Here is a 26,375-nt window from a genome sequence, read left to right as displayed (position 1 = left end):
TTCCATGGGAGTCATGGGCTCCCTGTTCATGGCTCTCATAGTTGGCTCGGGGCCTCCAAACGACAAACGATTGTTCCTATGCAACGCTTTAGCGGAACTCTTCAATGAGCAGAATTTTCAATGCGCAGATGCACGCCTGGTTACAAGTGTTCGCCTGTGCGGCCAGGCACCTTTCCTTCACCCGTTGTGCCGAAGAGCTGCATGTAACGCCCGGTGCCATCAGCCAGCAGATGCGTCAGCTCGAAGAGCGTCTGGGCTTTGCCCTGTTTCATCGGGTCGGGCGCGGGCTTGAACTGACCGCCGAAGGGCAGCGGCTGGCGCTGGTGGCCAATGAAGTGCAGAGCCGTATCAGCGATGAACTGCGCCTGCTGCATTCCGGGCGGATCGGCGGCGTGTTCAAGCTGCGTTGCATCCCTTCGTTTCTCGGCAAATGGCTGATGCCAAGGCTGCCGCGTCTGCAGGAAGCCTTTCCCGATATCCAGTTGCGGATCATTGCCGAAGACAGCAGCGGTTCGCTGCGAGATGACGACTTCGACCTGGCCATCGATCTCAACGACGGCAGCTATCCGGGGTTGATGACCACGCCCTTGCTGGAAGAAGAGTTATTCCCTGTGTGCTCGCCAGCGCTGCTGGAAGGCAAGCCGCCTCTGGATACTCCGAGCCAGTTGGTACACTTCCCGCTGCTCCACGACATCACGGCCTGGCGTGGCAGCTATGAATACGCCGAGTGGGAGTTTTACCTGGCGGCCATCGGTGCGGCCGGGATCGATGTACGGCGCGGCCATACCTTCAACCGCAATCACCTGACCATCGATGCTGCAAGAATGGGCATGGGCGTGGCCATTGCCCGCAAGACGCTGATTACCGACGAATTGGAGCAGGGCTCGCTGATCGTGCCTTTCGGGCATCCGATCAAGGCCAAGAAAAAGTACGTACTGGCTTATCGTGAGGGGGCGTTGAGTACGCCGTCCCGCCGTGCGGTGCACGACTGGCTGGTCAGCGAAGCGACACAGGACAAATGAAAAGGGCGCGTCAATCGACGCGCCCTTTTCATATCCGCTCAGCAGAGATCAATGGAACATTTCAGCGATCAGTACTGCGCCGATGAAAGTGCCGAAGTTGGCGAGGAACGATACCAGCACGATCCTCCAGCCCAGGCGGCGGAAAGCCGGCAGGTCCTTGGCAATCGACAGACCGGCGAAGGTCAGCATGGGGGTAATCACGGCGAGCATGTTGATCGAGCTGGTCAGCCTGGAGATTTCCGCTGCGAACGGGCAGGCAGGCGAGGTCAGGAACATCGCCACCAGCGACACCATGCACACGGCCGGGATCTTGCGGCGCAGCAGGTTGCACAGCACTTCACCCGCAAAGGCACAGAAGATCATGATGCCCATGCCGGTCAGGGCATCGGTGGACAGGGTCTTGTAACCGACATAGTTGGCGATCAGCGCCAGCGCACCTGCTGCCAGCCACGCACTGACCTTACCGGCCCAGCTCAGTTCGGGGACTTCCAGAGAGACGTCCTTGCTGCTGATGTTTTCGCTGGTGATGGAGGCCTTGGTGGTACGGCCGATCAGCGGCTCCAGCACTCTGTAGCCCCAGACCGCCAGCGGCAAGGAGATAAACAGGGTGAAGTAAGTGCCGATGGTGGTGGTGATCAGGTTGGAGGCTGCCGCCAGCGTCATGACTTCCTTGGCGACTTCCGGCGTCTGCTGCGCGGCGATTGCACCGGCTGCTGCGGCCATCATACTGCCTGAACCAATACCCGAGCCCATGGCCAGAGAGTTGGGGTGGAAGATGCCGAGGCTGGTGATGAAGCCGGCCACGATGGCAATGAACAGGGCGCCGAACAGAGTACCGGTCAGGTATTCGGCCAGTACGCCGCGACCTTCCGGAGAATCCATGCCATAGCGTTCACCGATGATTGCCAGGCTCGGCTCACGGCCGACGGAGAAGGTTGCTCCGATGGCTTCACGTTTGATCCCCAGCATCAGCGCGACAGGCAGACCGAGGATCACCGTACCGACGAAATGGCCGAACTCCTGGAACAGCAACGCCCAGCCAGAGGCGAAGACCACAGGCAGCGAACCGCCGACCACCAGACCAAGCTTGGCGATAAAGATCAGCAGGGCGGGTTGCAGGATGGAGGCCGAGCGCAATTGTGTGGCGTGATCGACACCGATGGTGCCTGGCATCCGGCGGCTGGCGATACCGATCACCGCACCCAGCACCAGTGCCCAGACCATGGGCAGCAAGACGACTTTGCCAGGACCGAGAGGGATGCTGATGGCACCGATCAGCTCGGCGGCGATAAGGATTATCGCGGCCCAGGTATACAGTTTTACAGTGGCTGAGACAGCCTGCTTGTCGCCCGTCACTGCGGCCTGTGAGTGTTGCATGATGATCCCCTTGCCTGCTGAATGACCTTTAAGAGGCCTTATCAATCGTTGTTGTGCTTTTCAGGTGGGCGCGTTGTGGCGCCCGGGGCAGCTTTAAAAGTCCATGGAGCCCATGGAAGCCCTTGTGGGGCTGAATATTCTTGTAAGGCCGCGGAGTGATATCGGCCCAGGCTGCTGTGAACCTTTGGGTGCGAGTATGCAGAGCAGCATGCTGCACACCAATATTGCGAACTTTATTTATCGTTGCCTTAAAGTGAACACAGAAAGTAGGGTTTTCAGGATGCCCAGGCGGGGGGAATGCCGATCAGTTAAGGTCATAAATCACTTTGTGGGAGGCAGCTTGCTGGCGACTTCATACAGACGCAGAAGATCTGTCAGTTTTCAGGCCTTTTCGCCAGCAAGCTGCCTCCCACACGTTTCGTTTGTGCCTTAATTGTTACTACACCTCGGCGTATGGAAGTTACAGCCCCAGTGCCTCCAGAGACCGGCGCTGGGTATCGGCATACAGCTTCAATTCATTGATGGTCTGACGCCCCAAGGCTTTCTGGAATTCGTCCTGATTGGAGCTGGTCGCGTAATGCGACTGTGAGTCGTCACCCAGGTTGGACTGGAAGATACCCGCCGCGCTGACCGGCAGAAAGTCTTCATACACCAGTGGCTCGTAGCGAATGTGACCGCCCTTTATCAACTGCTCCAGATCACCGCTCTGTGGGATGGGGCCTTTTCCGGTGGGGAAGTAACGGAAGTAGGCCAGATCCTGTTCGCGCATTTCCTGATAACTGTCGGGGAAAGCCTGGAAGGTTTTCTCCAGCAATCGGGCATAACGCACCGAGTTGGCTTCGTTGGGGAATTCGCCCAGTTCATCGCGGGCCGCATTCAGCAACTGGTCGTAGAGTGCCCGGCCTTTGGGTGTCAGTGCTGCGCCGCGCTGTTCTATTTCACCGAAGCGGGCCGAATGGCTGCCGGACTCGCCGCTGAAAGTGATGGCTTCTTCCAGTGCCTTGAAGCTGGTCTGGCGCAGCAGAATCGGGCATTGGCGACGGGGCGGGCCTTCCACCACGGCTTTGGGTGTGATGCCTTTGCCAGGCATGCCAGCCTGAACGGCATCGATATCCAGCGTGCGCGGGGTGAGGTGGTTGATATGCGGGCCTCTGAAGGCGACGACGTCGGCAATCAGGCGATGCTGGGCATTGAGCTGTTTGTAGTCCTGTAGCGAAACCGTCGCGGTGTTGTGCCAGCGGAAGGTTTCCAGCGCCTCTTGTACGAATTCGCTCGCGTCCGACTCGTTCAGGCCGCCTTGCTGTTCGTGCTTTTCAATCAGCGCCAATGCTCTGGGTGTGAAGATCATCCGCTGGGCCAGAACCTCGGCGGCAAAGGTGCGCAGCTTATCGTTTTCGATCAGCTCAAGGCGCAGCAGCGAGGTGAACACGCGGAACGGGCTGACTTGCAACGACTGCTCATGTACCGCCCGAAACGCGGTGGAGTGAACCGGCACACCGGCAGGCGTCAGGTCGTAATAGCCCACAGGCTCCATGCCCATGACCGCGAACAGGCGGGCGAGGGTTGCCAGTTCCAGTGCCGTACCGACACGAATGGCGCCATGGCGCTCCATGTCCAGGCGCTGGATTTCGCCCGTCTGCTTCAGGCTCTCCAGAACTCTGGGCTGATGGGTCATGACTCCGTCGTTAACCTCGGAAACCAGCTCCATCAAGGTGCCGTAGAGCGGGACTTCGGTCTTGTACATCTGCGACATGGCGCGGGAAAAGCTGGCTCGAATGTCATCACGGTTTGCAAAGGTTGCAGTGCTCATCTGGATCGTTTCTCCGCACAAATTCCAGTTCAGTCGAGGTCAGCCAGGCAGCGCTCGAAAATATCCAGCCCTTCATTCAAGACTTCCGGCTCGATGGTCAAGGGTGCCAGCAGGCGAATGATGTGCCGTGACTTGCCGCTCGGCATCAGCAACAACCCGGCATCTCTGGCCAGTTGCAGCAGTTGCGCCAGTTGCTGGGTGCCCGGTGCGCCTTCGGGGGTGATCAGTTCAATGCCACGCATGGCGCCGACGCCGGTCAGCCTGCCCAGGTAAGGCGACAGCTTTTGCTCCTGCCAGGAACGGTAGCGGCTGAGGATGATGTTTTCCTGTGTTTCGCCCCAGCGAGACAGGTTTTCGTCGCTCATTTGCGCCAGCGACGCCAGCCCGGCCGCGCAGGCGATGGGGTTGCCGGAATAGGTGCCGCCCAGGCCGCCTTTGGGCAGGGTGTCGAGCAACTGCTTGCGGCCCACCACTGCGCCCAGCGGTATGCCGCCTGCGATGCTTTTGCCGAGCAGAATCAGGTCCGGCTCGATCCCCAGGCGGCTGAACGCGAAGCGCTGTCCGGTGCGACCGAAGCCGGACTGGATCTCGTCGGCAATCAACACAATGCCCTTGTCATCGCAGAACGCGCGCAGCGCCTGAGCGAACTCGGGCTCCATGGTCAGGAAGCCACCTTCGCCCTGAACCGCTTCAAAGATAAAGCAGGCCACGTCGCTGACATCGAGTTCGACACTGAACAGACGCTCCATGGCCTTCAGCGCTTCGGCGGTGGTGACGCCCGTATCCTTGCTCGGAAAGGGGATGTGATAAACGGTGCCGGGCAGTACGCCGATACGCTGTTTGTAGGGCGCGACCTTGCCGTTGAGGTTCAGGGTCGCCAGGGTACGGCCATGAAAGGCGCCATCGAAGGCAATGACCGCCGTACGACCGGTGGCACTGCGCACGATCTTCAAGGCGTTTTCCGCCGCCTCGGCGCCACTGTTGGTGAGCATGCCGCTGAAGGGATAGCTGACCGGCACAAACCGCTCAAGCGTGTTCATGAACTGAATGTACGGATCATGGGGCGTGGCGTTGAAGGCGTAGTGGGTGAGCTTTTCGGCCTGTTCCTGAATGGCCTTGACCACCAGCGGGTTGCAGTGGCCCAGGTTCAGCACGCCAATGCCGCCGACAAAGTCGATATAACGCTTGCCGTTCGTGTCCCAGACTTCGGCGTTCTTGCCGTGGGAAAGGGTGACAGGGTGAACGAATGAAATGGACGCGCTGATATTTTCGTTGCTCACTGGAAACGCTCCGGCAACCAATCACGGCGGGTTCTATGGACGGTGTTCGGTGGCATACGCAAAGACATGGGGGCATCCTGCTGTGTTGAACGTTGCGTCTATCTAAACGAACAACGGACATGCCCCGCAAACGAAATAAAATCGCCGTGTCATTCCAATAATTCTGAATGTCGGGCTTTTACCCGCTGTTTGATCCACTCCACGAACGCCTTGACCTTAGGCACTTGCGCCGCATGTTCGGCATGAGCCAGAAAGTGCGAGCCATCGCTCTGCATCGGGTGGTCCCAGGCAATCACCAGCTTGCCTTCGGCCAGTTCTTCGTTGACCAGATAGCGCGGGATCAAGGCAATGCCGCAACCGGCCTGAGCGGCACGAATGCACATGTAAAAAGTGTCGAAACGCGGGCCGTGATAGCTGCTTTGCGAATGCAGGTTCTGCTCCAGAAACCATTCATGCCAGGCCTCGGGACGCGAGGTGCATTGCAGCAGGGTATGGCCGGTCAAGGCCTGGGCACTCGGGATGCCGTTGCTGGCCAGCAGGTCCGGCGCGCACACCGGCACCATTTCCTCCTTGAACAGCTCGATGCAAGTGGCTCCGGGCCAGGTGCCCTGACCGAAAAAGAACGCCACATCGGCCTTGGCCCTGACCAGATCGAAGGGTTCCAGCTCGCTGCGGATATCCAGGTGAATGCCGGGGTTCTGGCTGCCGAAGCCCTTCAGGTTCGGCACCAGCCAGCGGTCGCCGAACGTCGGCTGGGTGGCGATTTTCAGTACCTCTGTCTCGCCGCCATAGGTCAGGATGTAGCGGCTCGACATGTCGACCTGAATGAGGATCTTGCTCACCTCGGCCATGTACAACTCGCCTGCCGGAGTCAGGTGCAGACGACGGCGGATACGCTGGAACAACGGGTGGCAGAGCATCTCTTCCAGTTGCGCGACCTGCTTGCTCACGGCGCTTTGGGTGAGGTTCAGTTCCTGGGCTGCACGAGTGAAGTTCAAGTGACGGGCCGAGGCTTCAAAACACTGCAAGGCGGTCGTTGAGGGCATCAAACGCTTGGACATTACCGGTTACCTGTTGACGTGCGGGGTGGTTCATTCCAAAACGGAATCATGTTTTTCTAAATGGTCGTTTGTGACAAGGACTGTTGCGGATCAATACTGATCCACATCAATGATTTCAACCAGTGTCATTTGCAGGAGAATCAATGTGGTTGCCAATTTGTTAGCAAGCCTGGGCGTAGCGAAAAATGCATACACAGAAGGGGGCTACCCCGTCTACACCCCTATCGATGGCAGCCAGATTGCCTCCGTCAGCCTGGAAGGCAAGGCGCAGGTCGTGGCGCGCATCGACAGTGCCCAGAGTGCGTTTCTGAAGTGGCGCACTGTACCGGCTCCACGCCGTGGTGAGCTGGTGCGTATCTTTGGTGAAGTGCTGCGCGAACATAAAGCCGAGCTGGGCGAACTGGTGTCCATCGAGGCCGGCAAGATCACTCAGGAAGGCCTGGGTGAAGTGCAGGAAATGATCGACATCTGCGACTTCGCCGTCGGCCTTTCCCGCCAGCTGTACGGTTTGACCATCGCCTCCGAGCGTCCTGGCCATCACATGCGTGAAACCTGGCATCCACTGGGCGTGGTCGGTGTCATCAGCGCCTTTAACTTCCCGGTAGCGGTCTGTGCCTGGAACACCACGCTGGCGCTGGTCTGCGGTAACCCTGTGATCTGGAAGCCTTCGGAGAAAACCCCGCTGACCGCTCTGGCCAGCCAGGCCCTGTTTGAAAAGGCCCTGAAAATCTTCGGTGATGCGCCTGAAGGTCTGGCACAACTGATCATCGGCGATCGTGAGGCTGGCGAGGCGCTGGTCGATGACCCGCGTGTCGCGTTGGTGAGCGCCACCGGCAGCACCCGCATGGGCCGTGAAGTAGGCCCGCGTGTCGCGGCTCGTTTCGGTCGCAGCATTCTGGAACTGGGCGGCAACAACGCCATGATCCTGGCCCCGAGTGCCGATCTGGATCTGGCCGTGCGCGGCATTCTGTTCAGTGCGGTGGGCACTGCTGGCCAGCGCTGCACCACGCTGCGCCGTCTGATCGTGCATCGCTCCATCAAGGACGAAGTGGTTGCCCGCGTGAAAGCGGCCTACGGCAAGGTCCGTGTCGGCGACCCGCGTGAAGGCAACCTGATCGGTCCGTTGATCGACAAGCAGGCTTTTGCGGCCATGCAGGATGCACTGAGTAAGGCCCGTGATGAGGGCGGCCAGGTATTCGGCGGCGAGCGCCAGTTGCAGGACAAATATCCGAATGGCTACTACGTGACCCCGGCGATCGTCGAGATGCCGGCCCAGAGTGATGTGGTGCGTCACGAAACCTTTGCGCCGATTCTCTACGTGCTGACTTACGACGAGTTCGAGCAAGCGCTGCGCCTGAACAACGAAGTGCCACAAGGCCTGTCGTCTTGCATCTTCACCACCGACATTCGTGAGGCCGAGACTTTCCAGAGTGCTGCCGGCAGCGACTGCGGCATTGCCAACGTCAACATCGGCACCAGCGGTGCCGAAATCGGCGGCGCATTTGGTGGCGAGAAGGAAACCGGTGGCGGGCGTGAATCCGGCTCCGACTCCTGGAAGGCCTACATGCGTCGTCAGACCAATACCGTCAACTATTCCCGCGAGCTGCCGCTGGCTCAAGGGATTGTTTTCGACTGACAGACAGGGCATCAGGCTCGCCCGGCGAGCCTGAAACTTCATGAGGCTGGAGTTCTGCAATGACGCAATTTCGTCAAGGGTGCCTGTGGGAACAACTGACGCCGCAACGGCCGAGCTACCCGCCGTTGACCGGTGAGCTATCCGCCGACGTTTGCGTGATCGGGGCCGGTTTTACCGGTCTGTCCGCCGCCCTTCAATTGCTGGAAGGTGGCAAGTCCGTTTGTATCGTGGAAGCCCATCAAGTGGGCCACGGCGGCTCGGGGCGCAACGTGGGGCTGGTCAACGCCGGGACCTGGGTTGCGCCGGACGAGCTGGAAAAAGTTCTGGGCAGCGCTGAAGCCAATCGCCTCAATGGCGCATTGGGTGCTGCGCCGGCCCTGGTGTTCTCCACCATCGACAAGTACAACATCGACTGTCAGGAAACCCGCACTGGCACCTTGCATATGGCGCACAACGCCAAAGGGCTGGCTGACCTGCGCAGCCGTGCCGAGCAGTGGCAGCGTCGTGGTGCCAATGTCGAGCTTTTGACCGGCCAGACCTGCGAAGACGCCTGCGGCACCGACAAGATCTCCGGGGCGCTGCTGGATCATCGGGCCGGGACCGTCAACCCCATGGCTTATGCCTCGGGCATGGCGACCAATGTGGTTGCCCGTGGCGGCTTGCTGTTTGGTGACTCGCCAGTAACCGGGCTGCAACGCACGGACGATGGCTGGAAAGTCTCCACCGACAAGGGCAGCGTGCGGGCCGAAAAGGTCGTCATCGCCTCCAATGCCTACACCGAGGGCGAATGGACGGATGTGAAGGATCACATTTTTGCCGGTTACTACTATCAGGTGGCCTCGCTGCCGCTCAGTGGCCCCGAGCAGGAAAGCGTGCTGCGCGGTGGGCAAGGCTCATGGGATACGCGCACGGTATTGAGCAGCATTCGCCGTGATGCACACGGGCGTCTGTTGCTGGGTAGCCTGGGTAATGCCGGCAATTACCCGCTGTGGTTCATTCGTCAGTGGGCCGACCGCATTCAGCAGCACTACTTTCCGCAACTGGGCAAGGTCGAGTGGCAATGCACCTGGACGGGCCGTATCGGCTTTACGCCAGACCATTTGCTGCGTCTGTTCGAGCCAGCCCCAGGCCTCCTGGCTGCGACCGGTTTCAATGGACGGGGTGTCACCACCGGAACATTGGTGGGCAAATGCTTTGCCGATTACCTGCTGACCAACGATGCCAAGGCCCTGCCAGTCAGCTTCTCGAAGAGCAAGACGGTACTGGGCAGTTCATTGCGCACCCTGGCTTACGATGCGGGTTTTACGCTGTATCACGCCGGGCAATGCCTGCGCGTCGTACTTTGATTTCTTAAAAGAATAAAACGCCATACAACAATAAATTTCATTCAATTTCTGCTGCCGTACGAAATCGATTCAAGGAAATACAAATGGCAAGTTTCATACTCGCCCGGCTTTGCCGTGGCGGTCTTTCGGCATCCGGTCTATCTGAATTCCGTTTGAAAGTAAGCCAATAAAGCGGTGGGAACACTGCGCCAACAAGAATGCTTATTCAAAAACAGGTTGCGTCGTCGGGCTGCCTCTTTGCGTGCCGCCCTGTGCAACTTCAACGTTGAGGGTAGAACATGGTTTCTCATAAAAAGAACGAGCACCGCTCCCTGAAACACGGGCTGACATCTCGTCAGGTTTCGATGATTTCCATTGCGGGCATCATTGGTGCCGGCCTGTTCATCGGCTCCTCCAAGGCCATCGCCACGGCGGGGCCAGCGATCCTGATCTCTTACGGCATTGCCGGCCTGCTGGTTTTGCTGGTCATGCGCATGCTGGGTGAAATGGCGATTGCCAACCCCGATAGCGGTTCGTTCTCCACCTATGCCGGACAAGCCATCGGGCCATGGGCCGGGTTTACCATCGGCTGGTTGTACTGGTGGTTCTGGGTCCTGATCATTCCGGTCGAAGCGATTGCCGGTGCCGATATCCTGCACGCCTGGATGCCCTCGGTGCCGTCCTGGCTGTTCGCCTTTCTGATCATGATCACGCTGTCCTGTACCAATCTTGTGAGCGTGAAGAATTTCGGTGAATTCGAGTACTGGTTCGCGCTGGTGAAGGTCATTGCGATCCTGGCGTTCATCGGCGTCTGCACCCTGGCCGTACTGGGCTTCTGGCCACTGGCCGAAACCTCCGGTGTCTCGCAGATCTGGCAGAACGGCGGTTTCATGCCCAATGGTTTTGGCGCTGTGCTGGGCGGCGTATTGATCACGATCTTTTCATTCTTCGGCGCAGAAATCGTCACCATTGCCGCCGATGAAACGGCCAACCCCAAAGAGAAGATCCGCAAGGCCACCAACCTGGTGGTGTACCGCATCGCGATTTTCTACATCTTCTCGATCTTCTTTATCGTTTCACTGGTGGCCTGGAATGACCCGCGCTTGCTGCAAGTGGGTTCGTTCCAGCGAGCACTGGAAATCATCAATGTGCCGGGCGCCAATATGGTGGTCGATATCGTGGTGTTCGTGGCTGTCACCAGTTGCATGAACTCCGGCCTCTACACCGCCTCGCGGATGCTGTATTCCTTGGGCGCACGGGGTGAAGCGCCTGTGCAGATCAGACGTGTTTCCGGCAGCGGTGTGCCGACTGTCGCGGTGATTCTTTCCACCCTGGCAGGCTTTGTCGGCTGCTTCGTGAACTACGCCTTTCCGGGCAAGGTGTTCGGTTTCCTGCTGTCCACCACTGGTGCCATTGCGTTGCTGGTGTACCTGGTGATTGCCGTTTCCCAGTTGCGGATGCGGACAAGGCTGGAGAAGGAAGGCCAGGAGCCGGCCTTCAAGATGTGGCTGTTCCCATGGTTGACCTGGCTGGTGATCGGGCTGATCACACTGGTGCTGGGATACATGCTGATCACCCCCACCTACCGTTATGAAACGCTGATGACCGCGGCGGTTACCGGGACGATTCTGCTGATTGCCCTGGTGCGTCGCAAGGCGGCAGGGGGATATGTGAGTTCTGCGGCATCCAGATGAGTCAAAAGCGTCGCGGGCAAGCCCCCTCCCACAAAAGCAACGCATGAGGGGGAGTGCTTGCCCACGACGAGGTGTTTACGAAACTGCCTGACTATTGATCCGCAATTCCGCCCGCAGCCCGCCTTGCGGTGAGTTGCCCAGATGCAGGCTGCTTTCGAGCTTGCGCACGATCATGTCGACAATTGCCAGCCCCAATCCTGCGCCATTGCTGTTGCCCTTGCTGTAGAAGCGTTCGAGCAGGCGTGCCTTGTGTTGTTCGTCGATACCGGGGCCAGCGTCTTCTACGCACAGGTGGGCGCTGCCATCGTCCTGACGTTGCAGCACAACCCGAATCTCGCTGGCAGCCGGGGCGAAGTTGAGGGCGTTGGTCAGCAGGTTCTGCAAGGCGATGGTGATGGCTCCTGGATCGCTGTGGATCACGCACACTTCATCGGCCTCCAGTACCAGCTCGACACGTTTTTCCAGCGCCAGTGGCGTGAGTTCGGCCATTTCTTCCTGGACCAGCGTATTGAGCTCAAAGGTCTTCAACTGATCCGGGCTCAGGCGCGGTTCAAGGCGGGCCATGGTCAGCAACTGGCTGGCGATGCGTGCCGCCCGGTCAACGCCATGTACCAGGAAATCCAGCGCTTCCAGGCGTTGTTCGGGAAGTTCGGCCTGACGGGCGTTCTGTGCGTGGATGCGCAGCACGGTCAAGGGCGTGCGCAGCTCATGGGCGGCATCGGCAATGAAGCGTCGTTCGCGTTCCAGCAGGTTGTCGATCTGGGTCAGCAGACGGTTGAGCGCGGTCTGCATGGGCTCCAGCTCCTTTGGCAATGGCGACAGCGCCAGAGGCTCCAGGCTCTCTGCATCGCGCTTGCGGATCACCTGAGCCATGGATTGCAGTGGGCGCAGGCCCCAGCCGATGACCAGCCAGATCGACACGATCAATAACGGAACGCCAATCACGGTCGGCCAGACGGTGTGACTCACAATGATCTGGATCAGGCCCTGACGCACATCGTCGCGCTCGCCGACCCAGATCAGGAAGCCTTGCTGTGGATCTGCCAGCAGGAAGCCACACCATTCACGGCCATTTTCCACGAGGTCGTGGGAGCCTTCCTCCTTGGGCGGTTCGCTGAGTACCGGGGCTTCGGCTGAACGGACCAGCAGTTCACCCGAAGTGCGCCAGACCTGGAAGGTCAGCCGGGTTTCGTAAGGATGGGCCACGCCGCTGGTGCCGACTCGGCTCATGGCTTCATCGAAGGCTTCATACAGCTTGCTCAGGTCCTTTTCACCTTCCGCCCGCTGACGCAGCACGCCTTGCAGCAAACGGGCGCTTTGCGCCAACTGGGCGTCGTAGACCTCTTCGATTTCATGGTGACTGTCGCGCAGCACCAGCAGGCCGATGATCAGATCGCCCAGCAGCAACAACAGCAATACCGGGGCAAGGATTCGTGCGCGTACCGAGGTCATGCCTTGAGCTCCAGCAGGTAACCGACGCCGCGAACGGTGCGGATCAGGTCAGTGGACAGTTTCTTGCGCAGGTTGTGGATCAGCACTTCCAGCGTGTTGCTTTCGACTTTTTCCTGCCAGCCATAGAGCGTGGTAGACAGACGCTCGCGAGTGACGACCTTGCCGGGACGGATCATCAGTTGATGCAGCAACTGATACTCCATGGGCGTCATGGGGACTTCACTGCCCTGATAGCTGACCTGTTGCGACGCCGGGTCCAGGCTGATACCCGCGTGTTCCAGCAGCGGTTGTGCCCGACCCTGGCTGCGGCGCAACAGGGCGCGCACCCTGGCTTTCAGTTCGTTGACGTCGAAAGGCTTGATCAGATAATCATCCGCTCCTGCATCCAGCCCGGCGATGCGGTCTTGCGTACCGTCACGAGCGGTCAGGATCAGCACCGGCAGCGATTGCTCTTCGGCGCGCAACTGGCGCAGCAGGTCGAAGCCGTCCAGACGTGGCAAGCCGAGGTCCAGCAGCAACAGATCAAAGCGCTCGCTGCGCAGGGCATGCAGGGCGCTGAGTCCGTCCTCGATCCAGTCAAGCGTATAGCCCTCAGTGTTCAAGGCGACTTTGATGCCTTGGCCGATGGCGCGATCATCTTCCACCAGGAGCAGACGCATAAGAGGTTCCGGGCAATGGGTTGGGGGAGGGCGGGCGCCATCATGCCGTTATGGCCGAGGCTCGCGTAGAGCCATATGTCGAGAAGATGTAACGATCTGTTGCACCTTAAGCTTTTCCTAAGATTGCTTTCGCACAGTAGCGGCTCCTTAACTGCTGCGAGTATCCAACATGCGTAAAGTCCTGCTGATTTCCTTGCTGATGGCCAGCCCTCTGGCACTTGCCGGCCCGCAATGCACCACCGCCGACAAATCCCAGTGGCAGGATCAGGCCAAGTTCCAGGAACAACTCAAGGCCCAGGGTTACCAGATCAGCAAGTTCAAGGTCACTGACGGCAACTGCTATGAGATCTACGGTTTCGACAAGGACAAGCGCAAGGTCGAAATCTACCATGACCCTGTGTCCGGCAAGGCCGTGAAGACCGAGATCAAAGGCTGATGAACCGCGTTTCCCTGCGCCTGTGGGACCCTTTGGTCAGACTGTTTCATCTTTCTGTCGCGGGCGTCTTCATTGCCAACTACTTCCTTAACGAAGCCGGTGGCGACTGGCATGTCTGGTTGGGCTATTACGCAGTTGCCTGGCTGTGCGTGCGAGTGGTGTGGGGATTCATCGGGCCACGCAGTGCCCGCTGGAGTGACTTCTGGCCGAGCCCGAGTCGTTTGCGTGCTCATGTGCAGTCGCTGATCGACCGGCGACCTGTTCACCGGCTCGGTCATTCGCCTCTGGGGGCGCTGGTCATGGTCCTGATGATGGCGCTGATTTTCTCCATCGGGCTGACCGGCTGGATGATGGAAGAAGTGGATGCCCTGTGGGGGGCCGACTGGCCGTTGCAGATCCACGAAACCCTGGCCGACGTGCTTTGCGCGCTGGTGGTGCTGCATATGGCAGCCGCTGTATTCGAGAGTTTTCAGGTGCGCGACAACCTGCCGCTGTCGATGTTGACCGGCAAGCGGCGCTCATTGCCCGAGCAAACCGACAACTGAACAGACCCGTAACTCCCTTCGCTAAGGTGCTGGATTTTCATGCCTGTTATTTCCCGAAACCTGGCTGCATGGAGCGCAGGCCTTGCTGTTGTCTTGATTTTTTTCAGCGCCTGGCTCAGCCATCCGCTGCACAAGCTGTCTCCTTTCGCAGTCAGCGAAACGCCGGTCAGTGTCGAGGGCGCTGTCGCCACGGCCGCGACCTACAGCTCGCGTTTCGCATCTTCCGATCTCGACGATTTCGTCCACTCATCTGCCGTTACCGCCTTGCCCGGCGGCGACCTGATGTCGGTATGGTTCGCTGGTTCCCGAGAGGGAGCGGGGGATGTGGAAATTCGTGCTTCCCGATTCGATGCCAGCGCCGGTGAGTGGGGCAATGAACAGGTGCTCGCGACCCGAGAGTCCACCCAGACCGGCACGGGCAAATACATTCGCAAGCTGGGTAATCCGGTGGTCGCACTGGCTCCGGACCAGCGTCTCTGGCTGTTTTATGTGTCGGTATCGGTCGGTGGCTGGGCCGGGAGTTCGGTGAATGCCATGGTTTCTCAGGACATGGGCGTCACCTGGTCGACGCCGCGCCAGTTGATTACCTCGCCTTTCCTGAACATCAGCACCCTGGTTCGCGCAGCGCCGGTGTTTCATGCCGACGGCTCGATTGGCCTGCCGGTCTATCACGAGTTTCTGGGCAAGTTTGCCGAGTACCTTTATCTGAGCCCCAATGGTGATGTGATCGACAAGTTCCGCATCAGTCGCGGCACCAATTCCCTGCAACCCACGGTCGTACCGCTGGACGGGCAGCGGGCCGTGGCCTTGTTGCGTTATGCAGGAAATACCTATCACCGCGTACTGGCCAGCCGCACCGAAGATGGCGGCCAGACCTGGAGCGAACCGCACCCGCTGGAGCCGAGCAACCCCAACTCGTCGCTGGCGGCGGTCGGTGTGCCGGGGCGTGGTTTGCTGGTGGCCTTGAACGACCTGCGTGACGGTCGTTTCAAACTGAGCCTGTATGGCACCGACGAGCAGATGAACCAATGGCGGCCGGTGATCGATCTGGATAAGTCTCCCGATCCGCTGGGTAATCCGTTCTCGCTGGAAGCCTATCGGGAAATCCTCGGTGAAGGTTTCCGGGCCTCCAGTGGTGCGCGGCGTCAGCCTCTGGAAGCGGAGTTCCTGAGCAACCTGGACCAGCGAGTCTGCTCGCCGCAAGGGTGCGATTTTGAATACGAATACCCGTATTTCATCCGCAGCCCGGACGGCATGTATCACCTGGTCTACTCCTGGAATAACACCTTCATCAAACATGTCAGCTTCAACGAGGCCTGGCTGGCGGAGCACTTGTTATGATCGCGCAATGGCTGACACATCTGGCGTTTGCGCTGGTGCTGTTTCTGATCCTGTCTTCCTGGACGTCCTCGCCGCGCTGGCGGCTGGCGATACTGGCCGGTGCCTCGTTGGCGAGTGTGGTTTCCATCGACGGCCTGTCCCTGGCGTCCTACGTGCGCAGCCTGAGCGATGATCTGGCTATCACAACTCTGATAGGCCTGGTCTGGCTGACCGCCCAGCGCCTGGGGCTCATCCAGCCACTGGAGAGTCGCCAGCGTTTGCTGGTGTTGTCGGTGCTCGCGGCGCTGGCACTGGTTCTCTACCCGGCCACGCTGGGCATTACGTATTTCGACCCTTACCGCTGGGGCTTCAACCCACGGCCAATGATCATCGCCATCGCGGCTCTCACCCTTGGGCTGGTTTACCTGCGCAGCCATCTGGGTGCCTTGATGCTGGCGCTGGCCACGCTGGCCTTCACCTTCCGGATCAAACCTTCGGAAAACTACTGGGATTACCTGATCGACCCGTTCCTGGCGTTGTACGGCTGCATTGCGTTGTTGATGTTCGTGGCACGGCAGTTTTATCGCGGCCGTTCACAGAGCCTGTAGGTGCGGTGTTTCAAACGATACATCTCTGTCGGATGTACCTGCTCTTCGCGGATGAGTCCGCTCCTACAGGCCTATCACCCATAGGAGCGAATTCATTCGCGAATGTGGCATTAGTCGAGGAACGAAAATGAGTTGGCTGCAATCACGACGCCTGCAGTATTGGGCAGGCACAATCGTGCTGTTTTTCCTGTTGTCGGCACTGTTGAGGGGCGTGTTCTTCTGGAGCTTTTCCGGGGTCGAGCACGAGAAGCTGTTTAGCGACCCGACCGTGCTGCAAACCCTGGGCATCGGTTTTCGCTTCGACCTGCGTCTGGCGTTGCTGGTGTCCCTGCCATTGGCGTTCCTGCTATGGCTGCCTCGCTGGAACATGCTCGGCGTTCGAGCCCTGCGCTGGATAGCCCGTTCATATCTGCTGCTGGCATTGGTGGCACTGACGATGATTCATGTCATCGACTTCGGCCATTACGCCTATCTAGGTGTGAGGCTCAACGCCAGCGTCCTGCGCTATCTGGACGATGCCCAGATATCTCGCGACATGCTGTGGCAAACCTATCCGGTGGTGTGGATCAGTCTCGGCTGGTTGTTGACCTTGCTGGTGCTGGGCCGCGTCCTGATCTGGCTGGAACGCATGACGCTTGAGCGAGCGCCGCGCCCGGTCAAACGCTGGTCGGCGGCCTGGGGCGCGGCAGTGATTGTCTGCGCGACTTTCCTTGGGCTGTTGGGCCGTGTGGACAACCTCAACCTGGAAAACCCGGTGCCGCTGCGCTGGAGCGATGCGTTTTTCTCCGGCAATAACCAGGTGGCGGCATTGGGGCTCAACCCTGCGCTGTTTCTGTATGACACCCTCAAGGTTTCCCAGTCGCGCTATGACGAAGATCAGGTACGTCAGCACTATGACGTGGTCGCCAATTACCTGAGTGTCCAGCAGCCCGATGCCCAGGCCCTGAACTTCAAACGTCAGCAGCCCGTGCAGCCTTACCGGATCGACGGCGAGCGTGCGCCGAACGTGATTTTCGTAATGCTCGAATCCCTGGGCACCAGCGCCGTAGGGGCTTATGGCAACCCGCTCAACCCCACGCCGAACCTGGATCGTCTGGCGACTGAAAGCTGGTTCTTCAGGCATTTCTATGTTCCGGTGACCGGCACGGCCAAAACGGTCTGGGCCAGCATCACTGGCGTACCGGACGTCACCCGTCAGGAAACCGCGACACGCCATCCGCTGATTACCCGCCAGAACACGATCATCAATGACTTCAAGGATTACCAGAAGCTCTACATGATTGGCGGCAACTCGGGCTGGGCCAACATGAACGCGCTGATTCGGCGCAGCATCGATGACGTGCGTCTCTATGACGAGCGCGACTGGAAGTCGCCTCAGGTGGACGTGTGGGGCATTTCCGATCTGGACCTGTTCAAGGAAAGCGACAGGATCCTGCGCGAGCTGCCCAAGGACCGGCCGTTCTTTGCGTATGTGCAGACCGCAGGCAATCACCGGCCTTTTACCATTCCCAAGGAAAACGATGGATTCGAGGTCAGTAACCTGACGCTGGAGCAGGTGCAGGCGGCGGGTTCGCGCAGTGTCGAGCAGTACAACGCGGTGCGGTTGCTGGACTTCAATATCGGTCGCCTGATGGAGCTGGCCAAGGCGGGCGGTTACTACGAGAACACCATCTTCGTGATGTTTGGCGACCACAACACCCGCATCAGCCAGATTCCTCATATGGCGCCGGCCTTCGAGCAACTGGGGCTGGAGAGCAACAACGTTCCGTTGCTGATTCACGCGCCTGCGCTGCTGGGCTCGCGGGTCATCGAAGAAGCGGTCGGGCTGGCGGACCTGCTGCCCACGGTCGCCGGCATGGCGGGCGTCGAATTCAGCAATGGCGCCATGGGGCGCGATATCCAGCAACCGGCACCGGAAGGCGAGCGAGTGGTGCCGCTGGTCTTGCGTGAAGGCACCTTCCCGCTGATCGGTGCTGTCACCCGGCATTACCTGCTGCAAATGGAACACGACGGCAGTTCGCCCACGCTGCATGACCTGGCCTCGCGCACCCCGCTGGACAACGTTGCCGATCAGAACCCTGAGGAGTTTGAGCGGCTACGCGACCTGACGCGCGGTCTGCATGAGAGTTCGCGCTTGATGCTGTATCGCAACGTGCGCTGATCAGCGCCTTTCACATGCCCCTTCATTCACGACATTCAGTCGCAATGAAGGGGCATGCTTTACCCGCAATCCCTCATCATCCAGGCCCGTCGCGGCCTGTCTGAAATAAATGTTTCCGCCTCTGTGATCCAGAAGCGCTTGCGCGACGTAAATGAGTTTTCGCACCTGGCAATGGAATAGCAGACAGTGCGGAGTGCTCTGCTACGCTGAAAATTGTCCAACAGGTGAAATTTCGCAGGTCAACAACAGACTTTTCCGATGCTTAACCTTCTGTAATTCATCGGTAATTCTTGTAAAGCTCTGTCGGATATCGTCGGCAGTCTGTATGTTGGGGGCTCTATTTCGCCTGGATGCGGTTTTTTGTCGTTCCCACCTTTGAGAGCATTGTGGATGTTGGCAACGTGTACCCAGGCTTCCCCGGCCAGACTGCTTGATGCTCTGCGTGCTGAAACGAATCAACTGCATGTCGGTCTGGAAAAGCGCCTGCCGTTTTTCTCTTCTGTTTTAAACAGCGCTTACTACCTTCGTCTGCTCCAGGCTTACTACGGTTTCTACCGTCCGCTGGAGGCTGCCTTGCAGGCCAGTGGCTTGATACCGGCAGAACTGACGCCAGCCGATCGAGTCAAAACCCCTGTGCTATTTCAGGATCTGCATACCCTTGGCATGACAGAACAGGCCATAAACTCACTTGCCCAGTGCAGGCAACTGCCGGTGATCGATTCGCCCGGAGCCTGCCTTGGAGTGCTGTATGTTCTGGAGGGGGCCACTCTCGGCGGGCAGATCCTGCGCCGTGAAATCCACAAGCGACTAGGGCTGGACGAGCACAGTGGCTCGGCCTTTCTGAATGTTTATGGCACGGCCACCGGCATGCGCTGGAAAGCGTTTCTGGCCTATATGGACAGTGTGCAGGCCGACGCTGTAACCACAGAGGCTACCGTGCTGGCGGCCCAATCCACATTTGCATGTTTCGAGCACTGGCTCGATGGTCAAGAGGTACTGTTATGAGCCAACTCGATAAAGAGACTTTTGAAGCCCTGTTGGCCAATTGTGCAAACGAGCCTATCCAGTATCCGGGTGCCATTCAGCCTCACGGCGTGTTGTTTACCGTCACCGAGCCGGACTTTGTCATATTGCAGGTCAGTGCCAATGTGCAGGAACTGCTCGACAAGAACCCCGATCACATCCTTGGGCAGCCGCTTGAGTCGGTTGTGGGGGAGGGGTGGGCTGCCGTGCTCAAGAGCGCCAGCCTTCAGGAGTCATTCAACGACATTCCGCAACTTCTGATCACCCTCAATGGCCGTGAATTTGAGGCGATGTTGCATCGGCACCAAGGCGTACTGGTGCTGGAGCTTGAAGTTCAGGACAAGGATTCGCAGGTCGCCAACAGTGAGCGGATCTCCAATCTGGGGCGCATGCTGCGCCAATTGCAGGCCGCCAAGACACTGCAGGCGTTGTATGAAATCAGTGTTCGCGAAATCCAGAAACTGACCGGCTATGACCGTGTGTTGATATACCGTTTCGAGGAGGAAGGCCACGGTCAGGTCATCGCCGAAGCCTCTTCGCCGGACATGGAACTGTTCAACGGCTTGTTCTTCCCAGCCTCGGACATTCCTGATCAGGCTCGCGAACTCTATCGTCGCAACTGGTTGCGCATCATTCCCGATGCCGATTACACGCCGGTTCCGCTGATTCCACAGTTACGCCCCGATACTCAGCAGCCGCTGGACCTGAGCTTCTCGACGCTGCGCAGTGTTTCTCCGATCCACTGCGAATACATGAAGAACATGGGCGTGCTGTCTTCCATGAGCGTTTCCCTGCTCAAGGACGACAAACTCTGGGGCCTGATCAGTTGCGGGCACCGCACGCCACTGTACGTGTCTCACGAACTGCGCGGCGCCTGCCAGGCCATCGGTCAGGTCCTGTCGTTGCAGATCCGCGCAATGGAGGCTCTGGAAGTCAGCCGTCAGCGCGAGGCCAAGCTGCAAATGCTCAAGAGCCTGAACGACTCCATGGTCGCGGCGTCGGAAAACGTCTTCGACGGCCTTGGGCAACAACCGCAAGTATTGATGGATCTGGTGGGCGCTTCGGGTGTGGCGATCATTGAAGACAAGCAATTGCATGTCTTTGGTATCTGTCCTGAGCCTGCTGAAATCAAGGCGCTGCATAAATGGCTGATGGCAAGAGGGCAGCAGGTCTTTTCCAGCCATCATCTGTCGAGCGTCTATCCTGCGGCCGAGGCTTATCAGCAGCATGCCAGCGGTGTTCTGGCCATGAGCCTGCCCAAACCGGTCGACAACGGCGTGTTGTGGTTCCGTCCCGAGGTCAAGGAAAGCATTCAGTGGAGCGGCAACCCGAACAAGCCGCTGGATATGGAAGGCTCCGGCGCGGGCCTGCGGCTGAGGCCGCGCACGTCGTTCGAGATCTGGAAAGTCGAGATGGCGGGCATTTCCACCAAATGGACCCACGGCGATGTCTTCGCCGCCAACGACCTGCGTCGCTCGGCGCTGGAAGACGACCTGGCTCGTCAGGTACGCCGTGAGCAGTTGGCAGTGCGTGCCAGGGATGAACTGGTCGCGGTTGTGTCCCATGACCTGCGCAACCCCATGACCGTCATTTCCATGCTCTGCGGCATGATGCAAAAAGCCTTCAGCTCCGATGGTCCGCACACCTCGCGTCGCATTTCTTCCGCGATCGACACCATGCAACAGGCTGCCAGCCGCATGAATGTTCTGCTGGAAGACTTGCTGGACACCTCGAAAATCGAAGCAGGCCGCTACATCATTTCGCCTCAGCCGCTGGAAGTGAGTCATATTTTCGAGGAAGCCTATTCATTGCTGGCGCCGCTGGCCATGGACAAATCCATCGATATCTCCTTCCATAGCGAACCGGACCTGAGAGTCAGCGCCGACCCGGAGCGCCTGTTCCAGGTGCTGTCGAACCTGATCGGCAACGCCATCAAGTTCACGCCCAAGCAAGGCCGGATCGACGTGGCCGCAGTGCCGGACGGCAACGAGATCGTCTTCACCGTGCGCGACTCCGGCGAAGGCATCCAGCCCGAACAACTGCCGCACATCTTCGAGCGCTACTGGACCATCAAGGAAGGCAACCCGACCGGCACCGGCCTTGGGCTCTACATCTCCCAAGGCATCATCAAGGCCCACGGCGGCGTGCTGACTGCAGACAGCACGGTGGGGCAGGGCAGCGAGTTCAGGTTTACGGTGCCGGTTGCCGGCTGATTGAGGCCTTGGCCGCGACTACCGCGTAGGAGCGAATTCATTCGCGAGACGTCATTTCAAACGACGTATCTCTGTCGGATGGACCGGACCTTCGCGAATGAATTCGCTCCTACGCGCTTGATGTGAATTCGTTACTTCACCTAACGAAAATCCCACCCGCGCAGGACATTTCCTGCAGGCCTTGCCCTTTCTTCTGTGCGAACTTTCCTAGAAAATCTCAAGCCCTTGCGCCTGTGAAATCTCGACACTAGGCTGCGTCGGTCGCTGAAAATCAGCGATCGGGTTTAGCAGCCTGAATCAGTTTTTTCCGACGCAAGTTCCGCTATGGCGGCTTTGCGTGGGGCACTTTCGAGTGCGCCGGAATTGGGAAAACTGCCGGTCTGCTAACCCGCGTCAAAGCTGCCACCCTTGTTCGTTTAGCAGCAAACATCCGGTGGCTTTATCGGAGTTTTCCCAATGATCGATTCAACACCGTCACCACCCTTCCCATCACTGGAAGAGTCCCTGCTGCATGTCAGTGACCTGCTACGTTGCGCCGCTGCAACAGCCTATGAAACCGGCGACACCCTCAATGGCCCCAAACGTGATCTGGCTTTTTCGGTCGTGCATCTGATCGGTATGGCCAAGGCCGAGCTGGATCGTTCGCTGGCGCGTGTCGAGGTGCGAGCCTGATCGTAGGAGCGAATTCATTCGCGAAGGGCATGGAACAAAGAGCATAGACCTATGCCCTGAGTACTGGTTGATACATCACCGAAACCATTATCATCAGCCCGCTATTCGGCAGTCACAAGCAACAGAATCACGGAGAGATGGATGTACCTCAATCAAAAATCCAGCCGCTGTATCTTGCTGGCCGGCGTGTTGGTAATCAGCGGTTGCACTTCGTTTTTACAGGGTAAGCAGTATGTCGTTCCTAGCCCCGATGAACCCTCTGCAACGATTCGCCTCAAGGCTGGAAATGGTGCGAGACTGGATGCCATGACGTTCAGCGACAATGGATGCTATGCGGGTTACACCGTGCTGCCCTCTAACGGTGACTACATCGAATCTCGGGTCGCTGTGAATAAGGAACTGATTTTGACCTATTGGCAGACCGCAGGAAGCAGCGTTTGCCAGATACCGTTCTCCTTCACGCCACATAGCGGCGCCACCTATACCTTGATCCAGGGTTCCTGGAGTGAGCCCAAGGCAGGCATTCTGCCGATCTTCAACCGCGAGGAACATTTCTGCGGCGTAGGCGCCATCAAGAAAGTCGGCGACCAGGAGAGCATCGAACCCATTCAACAGCTGAAAATCAAGACTGGGTTCGCATGTTTGAGGTTTGTTAAATAGAGATATCGCATGGTATTCGCTGCGGGTTGGTTGAATCATATTGGGTGGATGTCGCCTTCCCTGGCAATGATACTAATGACCGATTACTGGGCTGGGAGGTCAGCTTTCGGCCAAGATCGGCCTATCAAAAATCAGTCAGCAGCCTACTGAGTATTGTTTCGCCGAGGTGTCCTGCGATAGTTTTGGGTAAATCGTACATTGAGGTATGAAGAGTCTGTATAGTTACTTTGTTCTCAAATAGGTGTTGATTCTGCCCAAGTCAAGAACGGACGAAACGGAGAAGCATGTCTATTGCACAGAGCGGATTGCCAGCGAGCACACCATCAGTCAATAGCCATACCTTTAAAGAAAATTCGTACACAACCACCTACTCAAGCCAACTGTAAATGGATGTTGAAGTTTAATGAGACCTCAAGAAAACAAAGAATTCTATGCTTTCTACAACACAAGCGCTGAAAAGCTTGCGCAATATGATCTGAAGGTATCCACGCTTACAGAAATATACGACGATCACGTACAAAAAAAACCCGAACTGGAGAACACGGCTACTCTCTTGGCATCCACGATTCAGAAAATTCCAGACGTTCACTCGGTGCGCTGGAGAATCAAGGACGCTTCGCACCTGATTTCGAAAATCATAAGAAAGCACGAGAGCGGCAATGTAAAATACAAAAACATCGATGCGATGAGCTATCGATCGATTATTCAAGACCTCATAGGCCTAAGAGCACTGCATCTTTATAAAAGCGGTATGTTTTCTATTGACGACGAAATCAGGAAAACGCTCAACCTTCTGGAAGAGCCAACTGCTTATATACGCCTAGGTGACTTAAAGTCGGCCATGGAACGCAAGGGGTTCATTGTACAGGAGCACGCCGATGCCTACCGATCGGTGCACTACATCATCCAGACCACGCCTTTCAGGGACGTCATTTATTCAGAGCTTCAGGTCCGAACTATTTTCGAGGAGGGCTGGGCTGAAATCGATCATGACGTCCGTTATCCTGACTACAATGATAATGCGGTGGTGAAGCAGTTTCTGAGCATCTTCAATCGTCTGTGCGGTGGGGCAGACGAAATGGGTGAATTCGTAAAGACACTGACCGATGCGCTCTCTGTTGGAAAAACTGACAGCTCAGGTGAGACAAAAGATACACCTTCCCAGATCAGTACGCTCAAGACCAATCTTGAAAAATTGCAAACGCTGCCAGCTTCTGGTGACGAGCAACGTGAAATTATCGAAGCCCTGAAACAGCAAGTTAATGATCTGGAATCTAGTTATAGGCAGGCAATCCCTATTTCTAGCAATACTGTTAAAAACTCCTACGCGGGCCTTGAGGGTTGGGCCTTGGCTACGCGCATGATTTCGGATGTGATAGCCGCGTCAGACGCAGCAGAAAAGGCAAAAAAAGCACAACTTAAAATTCTGGATATGGGGGATGCCATAACTGTAGATAATCCATCGCATAAATATGGGAAGCTCAAATAGCCTTCTTATCTTTCTAAATCGCGAGCAACCGTAAATTAGTTACACTTCGCATAACTTGCGTTTGGCCGCTTTGGGGCGAGAGCAGACAACCAACTACACTTTATTGAGGATCTCGCGACAGGCAATATTTGACCTCGGCTCCGTACTTTGTTAAGCAGAGTAAGTAGTTTCATTTTTTGAACCGATGGACGGAGTATTCATGACGCAAGAGAAGCACGGAATCCAAATTTTTGATCAGACGGGAGGCCCTGTCCTAGAGGTTGGACCGCATCTCGTTCGAGAGAACTCTGAGTTTGCTGAGAAAATAGGCATAATCGCCGCATCATGGGCACAGGCAGAGGTTAATCTGAATTGCCTATTCGCAGTCCTACTAGATACAACTCCGGACGAGGCCGCGAATCAGCTCAAAAAATACAGCAGCGCAGCGAGAGCGGCAGATGGAGCAAGGAAGCTCGCTGCGGAATACCTGACAGGAGCAGAGCTTGAGTCCGTCACAAAAGCTTTGAACCAACTCGATCTGGTACGATTACGACGTAATCGAGTACAGCATGACGTATGGGCTAAGAAAGGTGACGACAATCAAACAATGTTTGCCATTCACTCGGATCAATACTTAGCTTTCACTACCAACGTTGTAGCGGCAACAGAGTTAGTGGTCCCTGAAGGCGAAAAAAGCGAAAGAGTCATAAATCTAGCGAACGAGTTCGCAGCAATAATAACAAAAGGCCATACCATTAGAGATCTTCAAGAAATTGACCAAGAGTTGAACCTTGCAAGCAAGTCTCTCATGGAGGCGATGTTCTTCCGTATATCCCAGCGTTTTAAGGAAAAAGGTGCTGCGCAGATTCAGAGGTAAATGCTCGACGACAGTCCGCTTCTGGCCGGGGTAGCCATTCAGAAGCGGCAACTATCAACCAGAAGCAACCAGCCGGTTTCATCTAGAAAAAAACGGAGCAATTCATTTTGCACTATATTGAACAAATTTTCTGATTTTTAAATCTTCATTTCCTAGTGCGCGCACCCAGCTATTGGTAGGGGTGCTAAATTTAAATACATCAAAAATATTATAAAATTTTCCAATGGCATCGCTATAATTGCCTTTTACAACGATGTAAGAGCTCAAGGCACTTTCTAGCGTAAAAGGATGCAAGGAATAATGCATGGACTTACCCGTTTCGTAAGAAAGGGTGATGTCATCAGGGAAAGTATCACCGAAACAAGAGGTATAAACGAGATCGTCTTTCAGCGGTGTGATGACTGCGCTTTCGAGCTTTACGTTGTAAGCGTTTGCATTTTTCCCTGAACAATATGGAATATCAAAAAATATTTTCTGCGGTTCAATTTCCTTAACTGAGATTCCCCTGTGGCAAAGATCGATAATGGGTCTTGACGTTTTGTTGGAGGCTGCATCGAGTTTTTTAATTTCGATCAATATCTGATTTTTACGTTCCCATATAGTTAAGGTAACTGCAACAATTATTAGAAATAAGCCAATAGGCACTGAGGGGTCTGACGCCTCAATTGATAAATATTTTAATAGGGTCGCCGATATGTATTTATCAAAAAAAGGGGAGGCTCCAATCAAGCTTAGTCCGCCAGCAATTAAGGCGACAATCACCTTGCCTATAAGGGTGCCTTTGATTATCTCAATAAGCTTTAAAATAAATAATTTTAAGTCCATAAGTAATTCTCAGTGCGTATAGCAGTATTGGAAGATGCGTAAAGTTGCGCTCTTGTCGTGATAGTGTGTCATATGGCACTCTTCCTTCCGTTGTCCTGTGGTCTCGATAAATACGACATTGCCCAGAAGACGAAACTATTCAAGTAGAATATTCGTGATGCTAACCATATGCCATCAATGTGTCCATCTCTGCTTCTGGCCGTTTCCTGCCGCTTCCCCGGGCTCTCTAAATCGAAACCTGCCAATCAATA

General features: G+C 56.9%; 22 protein-coding genes. 15 read left to right on the top strand and 7 right to left on the bottom strand.

Going from position 1 to position 26,375, the window contains the following annotated elements; genetic code table 11:
- The first annotated feature begins 104 nt into the window (after positions 1 to 104).
- The gene (locus ACODS3_RS18680) at positions 105 to 1,022 is read left to right on the top strand and encodes a LysR substrate-binding domain-containing protein (RefSeq protein WP_201004546.1); all 918 of its coding nucleotides are present in this window, start codon (positions 105 to 107) and stop codon (positions 1,020 to 1,022) included.
- Positions 1,023 to 1,070: 48 nt separating this feature from the next.
- Here ACODS3_RS18680 and ACODS3_RS18675 read toward each other — a convergent pair whose 3' ends face one another.
- The 4 genes from ACODS3_RS18675 to ACODS3_RS18660 all read right to left on the bottom strand — a co-directional run bounded on the left by ACODS3_RS18675 (position 1,071) and on the right by ACODS3_RS18660 (position 6,550).
- Positions 1,071 to 2,399, bottom strand: a complete 1,329-nt coding sequence (locus ACODS3_RS18675; protein ID WP_201004544.1) for a DUF3100 domain-containing protein — start codon at positions 2,397 to 2,399, stop codon at positions 1,071 to 1,073.
- A gap of 460 nt (positions 2,400 to 2,859) precedes the next feature.
- Positions 2,860 to 4,209, bottom strand: a complete 1,350-nt coding sequence (gene hglS / locus ACODS3_RS18670) for a 2-oxoadipate dioxygenase/decarboxylase HglS (protein ID WP_489035704.1) — start codon at positions 4,207 to 4,209, stop codon at positions 2,860 to 2,862.
- A 29-nt stretch (positions 4,210 to 4,238) separates the two neighbouring features.
- A complete protein-coding gene (locus ACODS3_RS18665; protein ID WP_489035702.1) occupies positions 4,239 to 5,489 on the bottom strand; it encodes a 2-aminoadipate transaminase in 1,251 nt (416 codons plus the stop codon).
- A gap of 149 nt (positions 5,490 to 5,638) precedes the next feature.
- The gene (locus ACODS3_RS18660; protein ID WP_201019874.1) at positions 5,639 to 6,550 is read right to left on the bottom strand and encodes a LysR family transcriptional regulator; all 912 of its coding nucleotides are present in this window, start codon (positions 6,548 to 6,550) and stop codon (positions 5,639 to 5,641) included.
- 145 nt (positions 6,551 to 6,695) lie between these two features.
- Here ACODS3_RS18660 and amaB point away from each other — a divergent pair, with 145 nt between their 5' ends.
- From amaB to ACODS3_RS18645, 3 genes are all read left to right on the top strand, one after another.
- On the top strand, positions 6,696 to 8,186 hold the full coding sequence (amaB, locus tag ACODS3_RS18655; protein ID WP_489035700.1) for an L-piperidine-6-carboxylate dehydrogenase: 1,491 nt from the start codon (positions 6,696 to 6,698) through the stop codon (positions 8,184 to 8,186).
- Between the two features lie 59 nt (positions 8,187 to 8,245).
- Complete coding sequence (gene amaA / locus ACODS3_RS18650; RefSeq protein ID WP_201019872.1) at positions 8,246 to 9,532, top strand: L-pipecolate oxidase; 1,287 nt, start codon at positions 8,246 to 8,248, stop codon at positions 9,530 to 9,532.
- 278 nt (positions 9,533 to 9,810) lie between these two features.
- Positions 9,811 to 11,205, top strand: coding sequence for an amino acid permease (locus ACODS3_RS18645; protein WP_489035698.1), 1,395 nt, complete (start codon positions 9,811 to 9,813; stop codon positions 11,203 to 11,205).
- A 75-nt stretch (positions 11,206 to 11,280) separates the two neighbouring features.
- Here the strand turns inward: ACODS3_RS18645 and ACODS3_RS18640 are convergent, their stop codons facing one another.
- Positions 11,281 to 12,657 carry an ATP-binding protein gene (locus ACODS3_RS18640; protein WP_201019870.1) on the bottom strand — a complete coding sequence of 459 codons (1,377 nt, stop codon included), beginning with the start codon at positions 12,655 to 12,657 and terminating at the stop codon, positions 11,281 to 11,283.
- Positions 12,654 to 13,316: a response regulator gene (locus ACODS3_RS18635; RefSeq protein WP_201019869.1), complete on the bottom strand. Its 663-nt coding sequence runs from the start codon at positions 13,314 to 13,316 to the stop codon at positions 12,654 to 12,656. Before ACODS3_RS18635 ends, ACODS3_RS18640 begins: the two co-directional genes overlap by 4 nt.
- A gap of 169 nt (positions 13,317 to 13,485) precedes the next feature.
- Here ACODS3_RS18635 and ACODS3_RS18630 point away from each other — a divergent pair, with 169 nt between their 5' ends.
- The 11 genes from ACODS3_RS18630 to ACODS3_RS18580 all read left to right on the top strand — a co-directional run bounded on the left by ACODS3_RS18630 (position 13,486) and on the right by ACODS3_RS18580 (position 25,299).
- Complete coding sequence (locus ACODS3_RS18630; RefSeq protein ID WP_025259114.1) at positions 13,486 to 13,752, top strand: PepSY domain-containing protein; 267 nt, start codon at positions 13,486 to 13,488, stop codon at positions 13,750 to 13,752.
- Positions 13,752 to 14,297, top strand: coding sequence for a cytochrome b/b6 domain-containing protein (locus ACODS3_RS18625; protein WP_489035694.1), 546 nt, complete (start codon positions 13,752 to 13,754; stop codon positions 14,295 to 14,297). The genes ACODS3_RS18630 and ACODS3_RS18625 overlap by 1 nt, the downstream gene beginning before the upstream one ends.
- A gap of 39 nt (positions 14,298 to 14,336) precedes the next feature.
- Positions 14,337 to 15,638 carry a sialidase family protein gene (locus tag ACODS3_RS18620; RefSeq protein ID WP_489035692.1) on the top strand — a complete coding sequence of 434 codons (1,302 nt, stop codon included), beginning with the start codon at positions 14,337 to 14,339 and terminating at the stop codon, positions 15,636 to 15,638.
- On the top strand, positions 15,635 to 16,225 hold the full coding sequence (locus tag ACODS3_RS18615; protein WP_201019866.1) for a hypothetical protein: 591 nt from the start codon (positions 15,635 to 15,637) through the stop codon (positions 16,223 to 16,225). Before ACODS3_RS18620 ends, ACODS3_RS18615 begins: the two co-directional genes overlap by 4 nt.
- Positions 16,226 to 16,352: 127 nt before the next feature.
- Entirely contained in the window at positions 16,353 to 18,386 is a 2,034-nt protein-coding gene (locus tag ACODS3_RS18610) for an LTA synthase family protein (protein ID WP_489035689.1), read from the top strand.
- Positions 18,387 to 18,776: 390 nt separating this feature from the next.
- Positions 18,777 to 19,391 (top strand): biliverdin-producing heme oxygenase, encoded by a 615-nt coding sequence (locus ACODS3_RS18605; protein ID WP_489035687.1) that lies wholly within the window; start codon positions 18,777 to 18,779, stop codon positions 19,389 to 19,391.
- Positions 19,388 to 21,622 carry an ATP-binding protein gene (locus ACODS3_RS18600; RefSeq protein WP_489035685.1) on the top strand — a complete coding sequence of 745 codons (2,235 nt, stop codon included), beginning with the start codon at positions 19,388 to 19,390 and terminating at the stop codon, positions 21,620 to 21,622. The genes ACODS3_RS18605 and ACODS3_RS18600 overlap by 4 nt, the downstream gene beginning before the upstream one ends.
- Positions 21,623 to 22,078: 456 nt before the next feature.
- Positions 22,079 to 22,294 carry a DUF6124 family protein gene (locus tag ACODS3_RS18595; RefSeq protein WP_489035683.1) on the top strand — a complete coding sequence of 72 codons (216 nt, stop codon included), beginning with the start codon at positions 22,079 to 22,081 and terminating at the stop codon, positions 22,292 to 22,294.
- 141 nt (positions 22,295 to 22,435) lie between these two features.
- A complete protein-coding gene (locus tag ACODS3_RS18590) occupies positions 22,436 to 22,954 on the top strand; it encodes a hypothetical protein (RefSeq protein WP_489035681.1) in 519 nt (172 codons plus the stop codon).
- Between the two features lie 403 nt (positions 22,955 to 23,357).
- Positions 23,358 to 24,443: a nucleotidyltransferase family protein gene (locus ACODS3_RS18585; protein ID WP_489035679.1), complete on the top strand. Its 1,086-nt coding sequence runs from the start codon at positions 23,358 to 23,360 to the stop codon at positions 24,441 to 24,443.
- 199 nt (positions 24,444 to 24,642) lie between these two features.
- Positions 24,643 to 25,299 carry a hypothetical protein gene (locus tag ACODS3_RS18580; protein WP_489035677.1) on the top strand — a complete coding sequence of 219 codons (657 nt, stop codon included), beginning with the start codon at positions 24,643 to 24,645 and terminating at the stop codon, positions 25,297 to 25,299.
- A 102-nt stretch (positions 25,300 to 25,401) separates the two neighbouring features.
- Here the strand turns inward: ACODS3_RS18580 and ACODS3_RS18575 are convergent, their stop codons facing one another.
- Positions 25,402 to 26,124, bottom strand: coding sequence for a hypothetical protein (locus ACODS3_RS18575; protein WP_489035675.1), 723 nt, complete (start codon positions 26,122 to 26,124; stop codon positions 25,402 to 25,404).
- Positions 26,125 to 26,375: the final 251 nt, after the last annotated feature.

The sequence above is a fragment of the Pseudomonas sp. FG43 genome (assembly GCF_057809175.1).
This window is presented reverse-complemented; position numbering and strand designations above follow the sequence as displayed.

What these genes read in the sequence shown, in the direction of transcription:
- ACODS3_RS18625 (WP_489035694.1), top strand. Translation starts at nt 13,752, where the DNA reads ATGAACCGCGTTTCCCTGCGCCTGTGGGACCCTTTGGTCAGACTGTTT.
- ACODS3_RS18680 (WP_201004546.1), top strand. Translation starts at nt 105, where the DNA reads ATGAGCAGAATTTTCAATGCGCAGATGCACGCCTGGTTACAAGTGTTC.
- ACODS3_RS18640 (WP_201019870.1), bottom strand. Translation starts at nt 12,657, where the DNA reads ATGACCTCGGTACGCGCACGAATCCTTGCCCCGGTATTGCTGTTGTTG.
- ACODS3_RS18630 (WP_025259114.1), top strand. Translation starts at nt 13,486, where the DNA reads ATGCGTAAAGTCCTGCTGATTTCCTTGCTGATGGCCAGCCCTCTGGCA.
- ACODS3_RS18615 (WP_201019866.1), top strand. Translation starts at nt 15,635, where the DNA reads ATGATCGCGCAATGGCTGACACATCTGGCGTTTGCGCTGGTGCTGTTT.
- ACODS3_RS18645 (WP_489035698.1), top strand. Translation starts at nt 9,811, where the DNA reads ATGGTTTCTCATAAAAAGAACGAGCACCGCTCCCTGAAACACGGGCTG.
- ACODS3_RS18575 (WP_489035675.1), bottom strand. Translation starts at nt 26,124, where the DNA reads ATGGACTTAAAATTATTTATTTTAAAGCTTATTGAGATAATCAAAGGC.
- ACODS3_RS18595 (WP_489035683.1), top strand. Translation starts at nt 22,079, where the DNA reads ATGATCGATTCAACACCGTCACCACCCTTCCCATCACTGGAAGAGTCC.
- ACODS3_RS18635 (WP_201019869.1), bottom strand. Translation starts at nt 13,316, where the DNA reads ATGCGTCTGCTCCTGGTGGAAGATGATCGCGCCATCGGCCAAGGCATC.
- ACODS3_RS18590 (WP_489035681.1), top strand. Translation starts at nt 22,436, where the DNA reads ATGTACCTCAATCAAAAATCCAGCCGCTGTATCTTGCTGGCCGGCGTG.
- ACODS3_RS18675 (WP_201004544.1), bottom strand. Translation starts at nt 2,399, where the DNA reads ATGCAACACTCACAGGCCGCAGTGACGGGCGACAAGCAGGCTGTCTCA.
- ACODS3_RS18610 (WP_489035689.1), top strand. Translation starts at nt 16,353, where the DNA reads ATGAGTTGGCTGCAATCACGACGCCTGCAGTATTGGGCAGGCACAATC.
- ACODS3_RS18580 (WP_489035677.1), top strand. Translation starts at nt 24,643, where the DNA reads ATGACGCAAGAGAAGCACGGAATCCAAATTTTTGATCAGACGGGAGGC.
- ACODS3_RS18585 (WP_489035679.1), top strand. Translation starts at nt 23,358, where the DNA reads ATGAGACCTCAAGAAAACAAAGAATTCTATGCTTTCTACAACACAAGC.
- ACODS3_RS18600 (WP_489035685.1), top strand. Translation starts at nt 19,388, where the DNA reads ATGAGCCAACTCGATAAAGAGACTTTTGAAGCCCTGTTGGCCAATTGT.
- amaA (WP_201019872.1), top strand. Translation starts at nt 8,246, where the DNA reads ATGACGCAATTTCGTCAAGGGTGCCTGTGGGAACAACTGACGCCGCAA.
- ACODS3_RS18620 (WP_489035692.1), top strand. Translation starts at nt 14,337, where the DNA reads ATGCCTGTTATTTCCCGAAACCTGGCTGCATGGAGCGCAGGCCTTGCT.
- ACODS3_RS18605 (WP_489035687.1), top strand. Translation starts at nt 18,777, where the DNA reads ATGTTGGCAACGTGTACCCAGGCTTCCCCGGCCAGACTGCTTGATGCT.
- hglS (WP_489035704.1), bottom strand. Translation starts at nt 4,209, where the DNA reads ATGAGCACTGCAACCTTTGCAAACCGTGATGACATTCGAGCCAGCTTT.
- ACODS3_RS18660 (WP_201019874.1), bottom strand. Translation starts at nt 6,550, where the DNA reads ATGTCCAAGCGTTTGATGCCCTCAACGACCGCCTTGCAGTGTTTTGAA.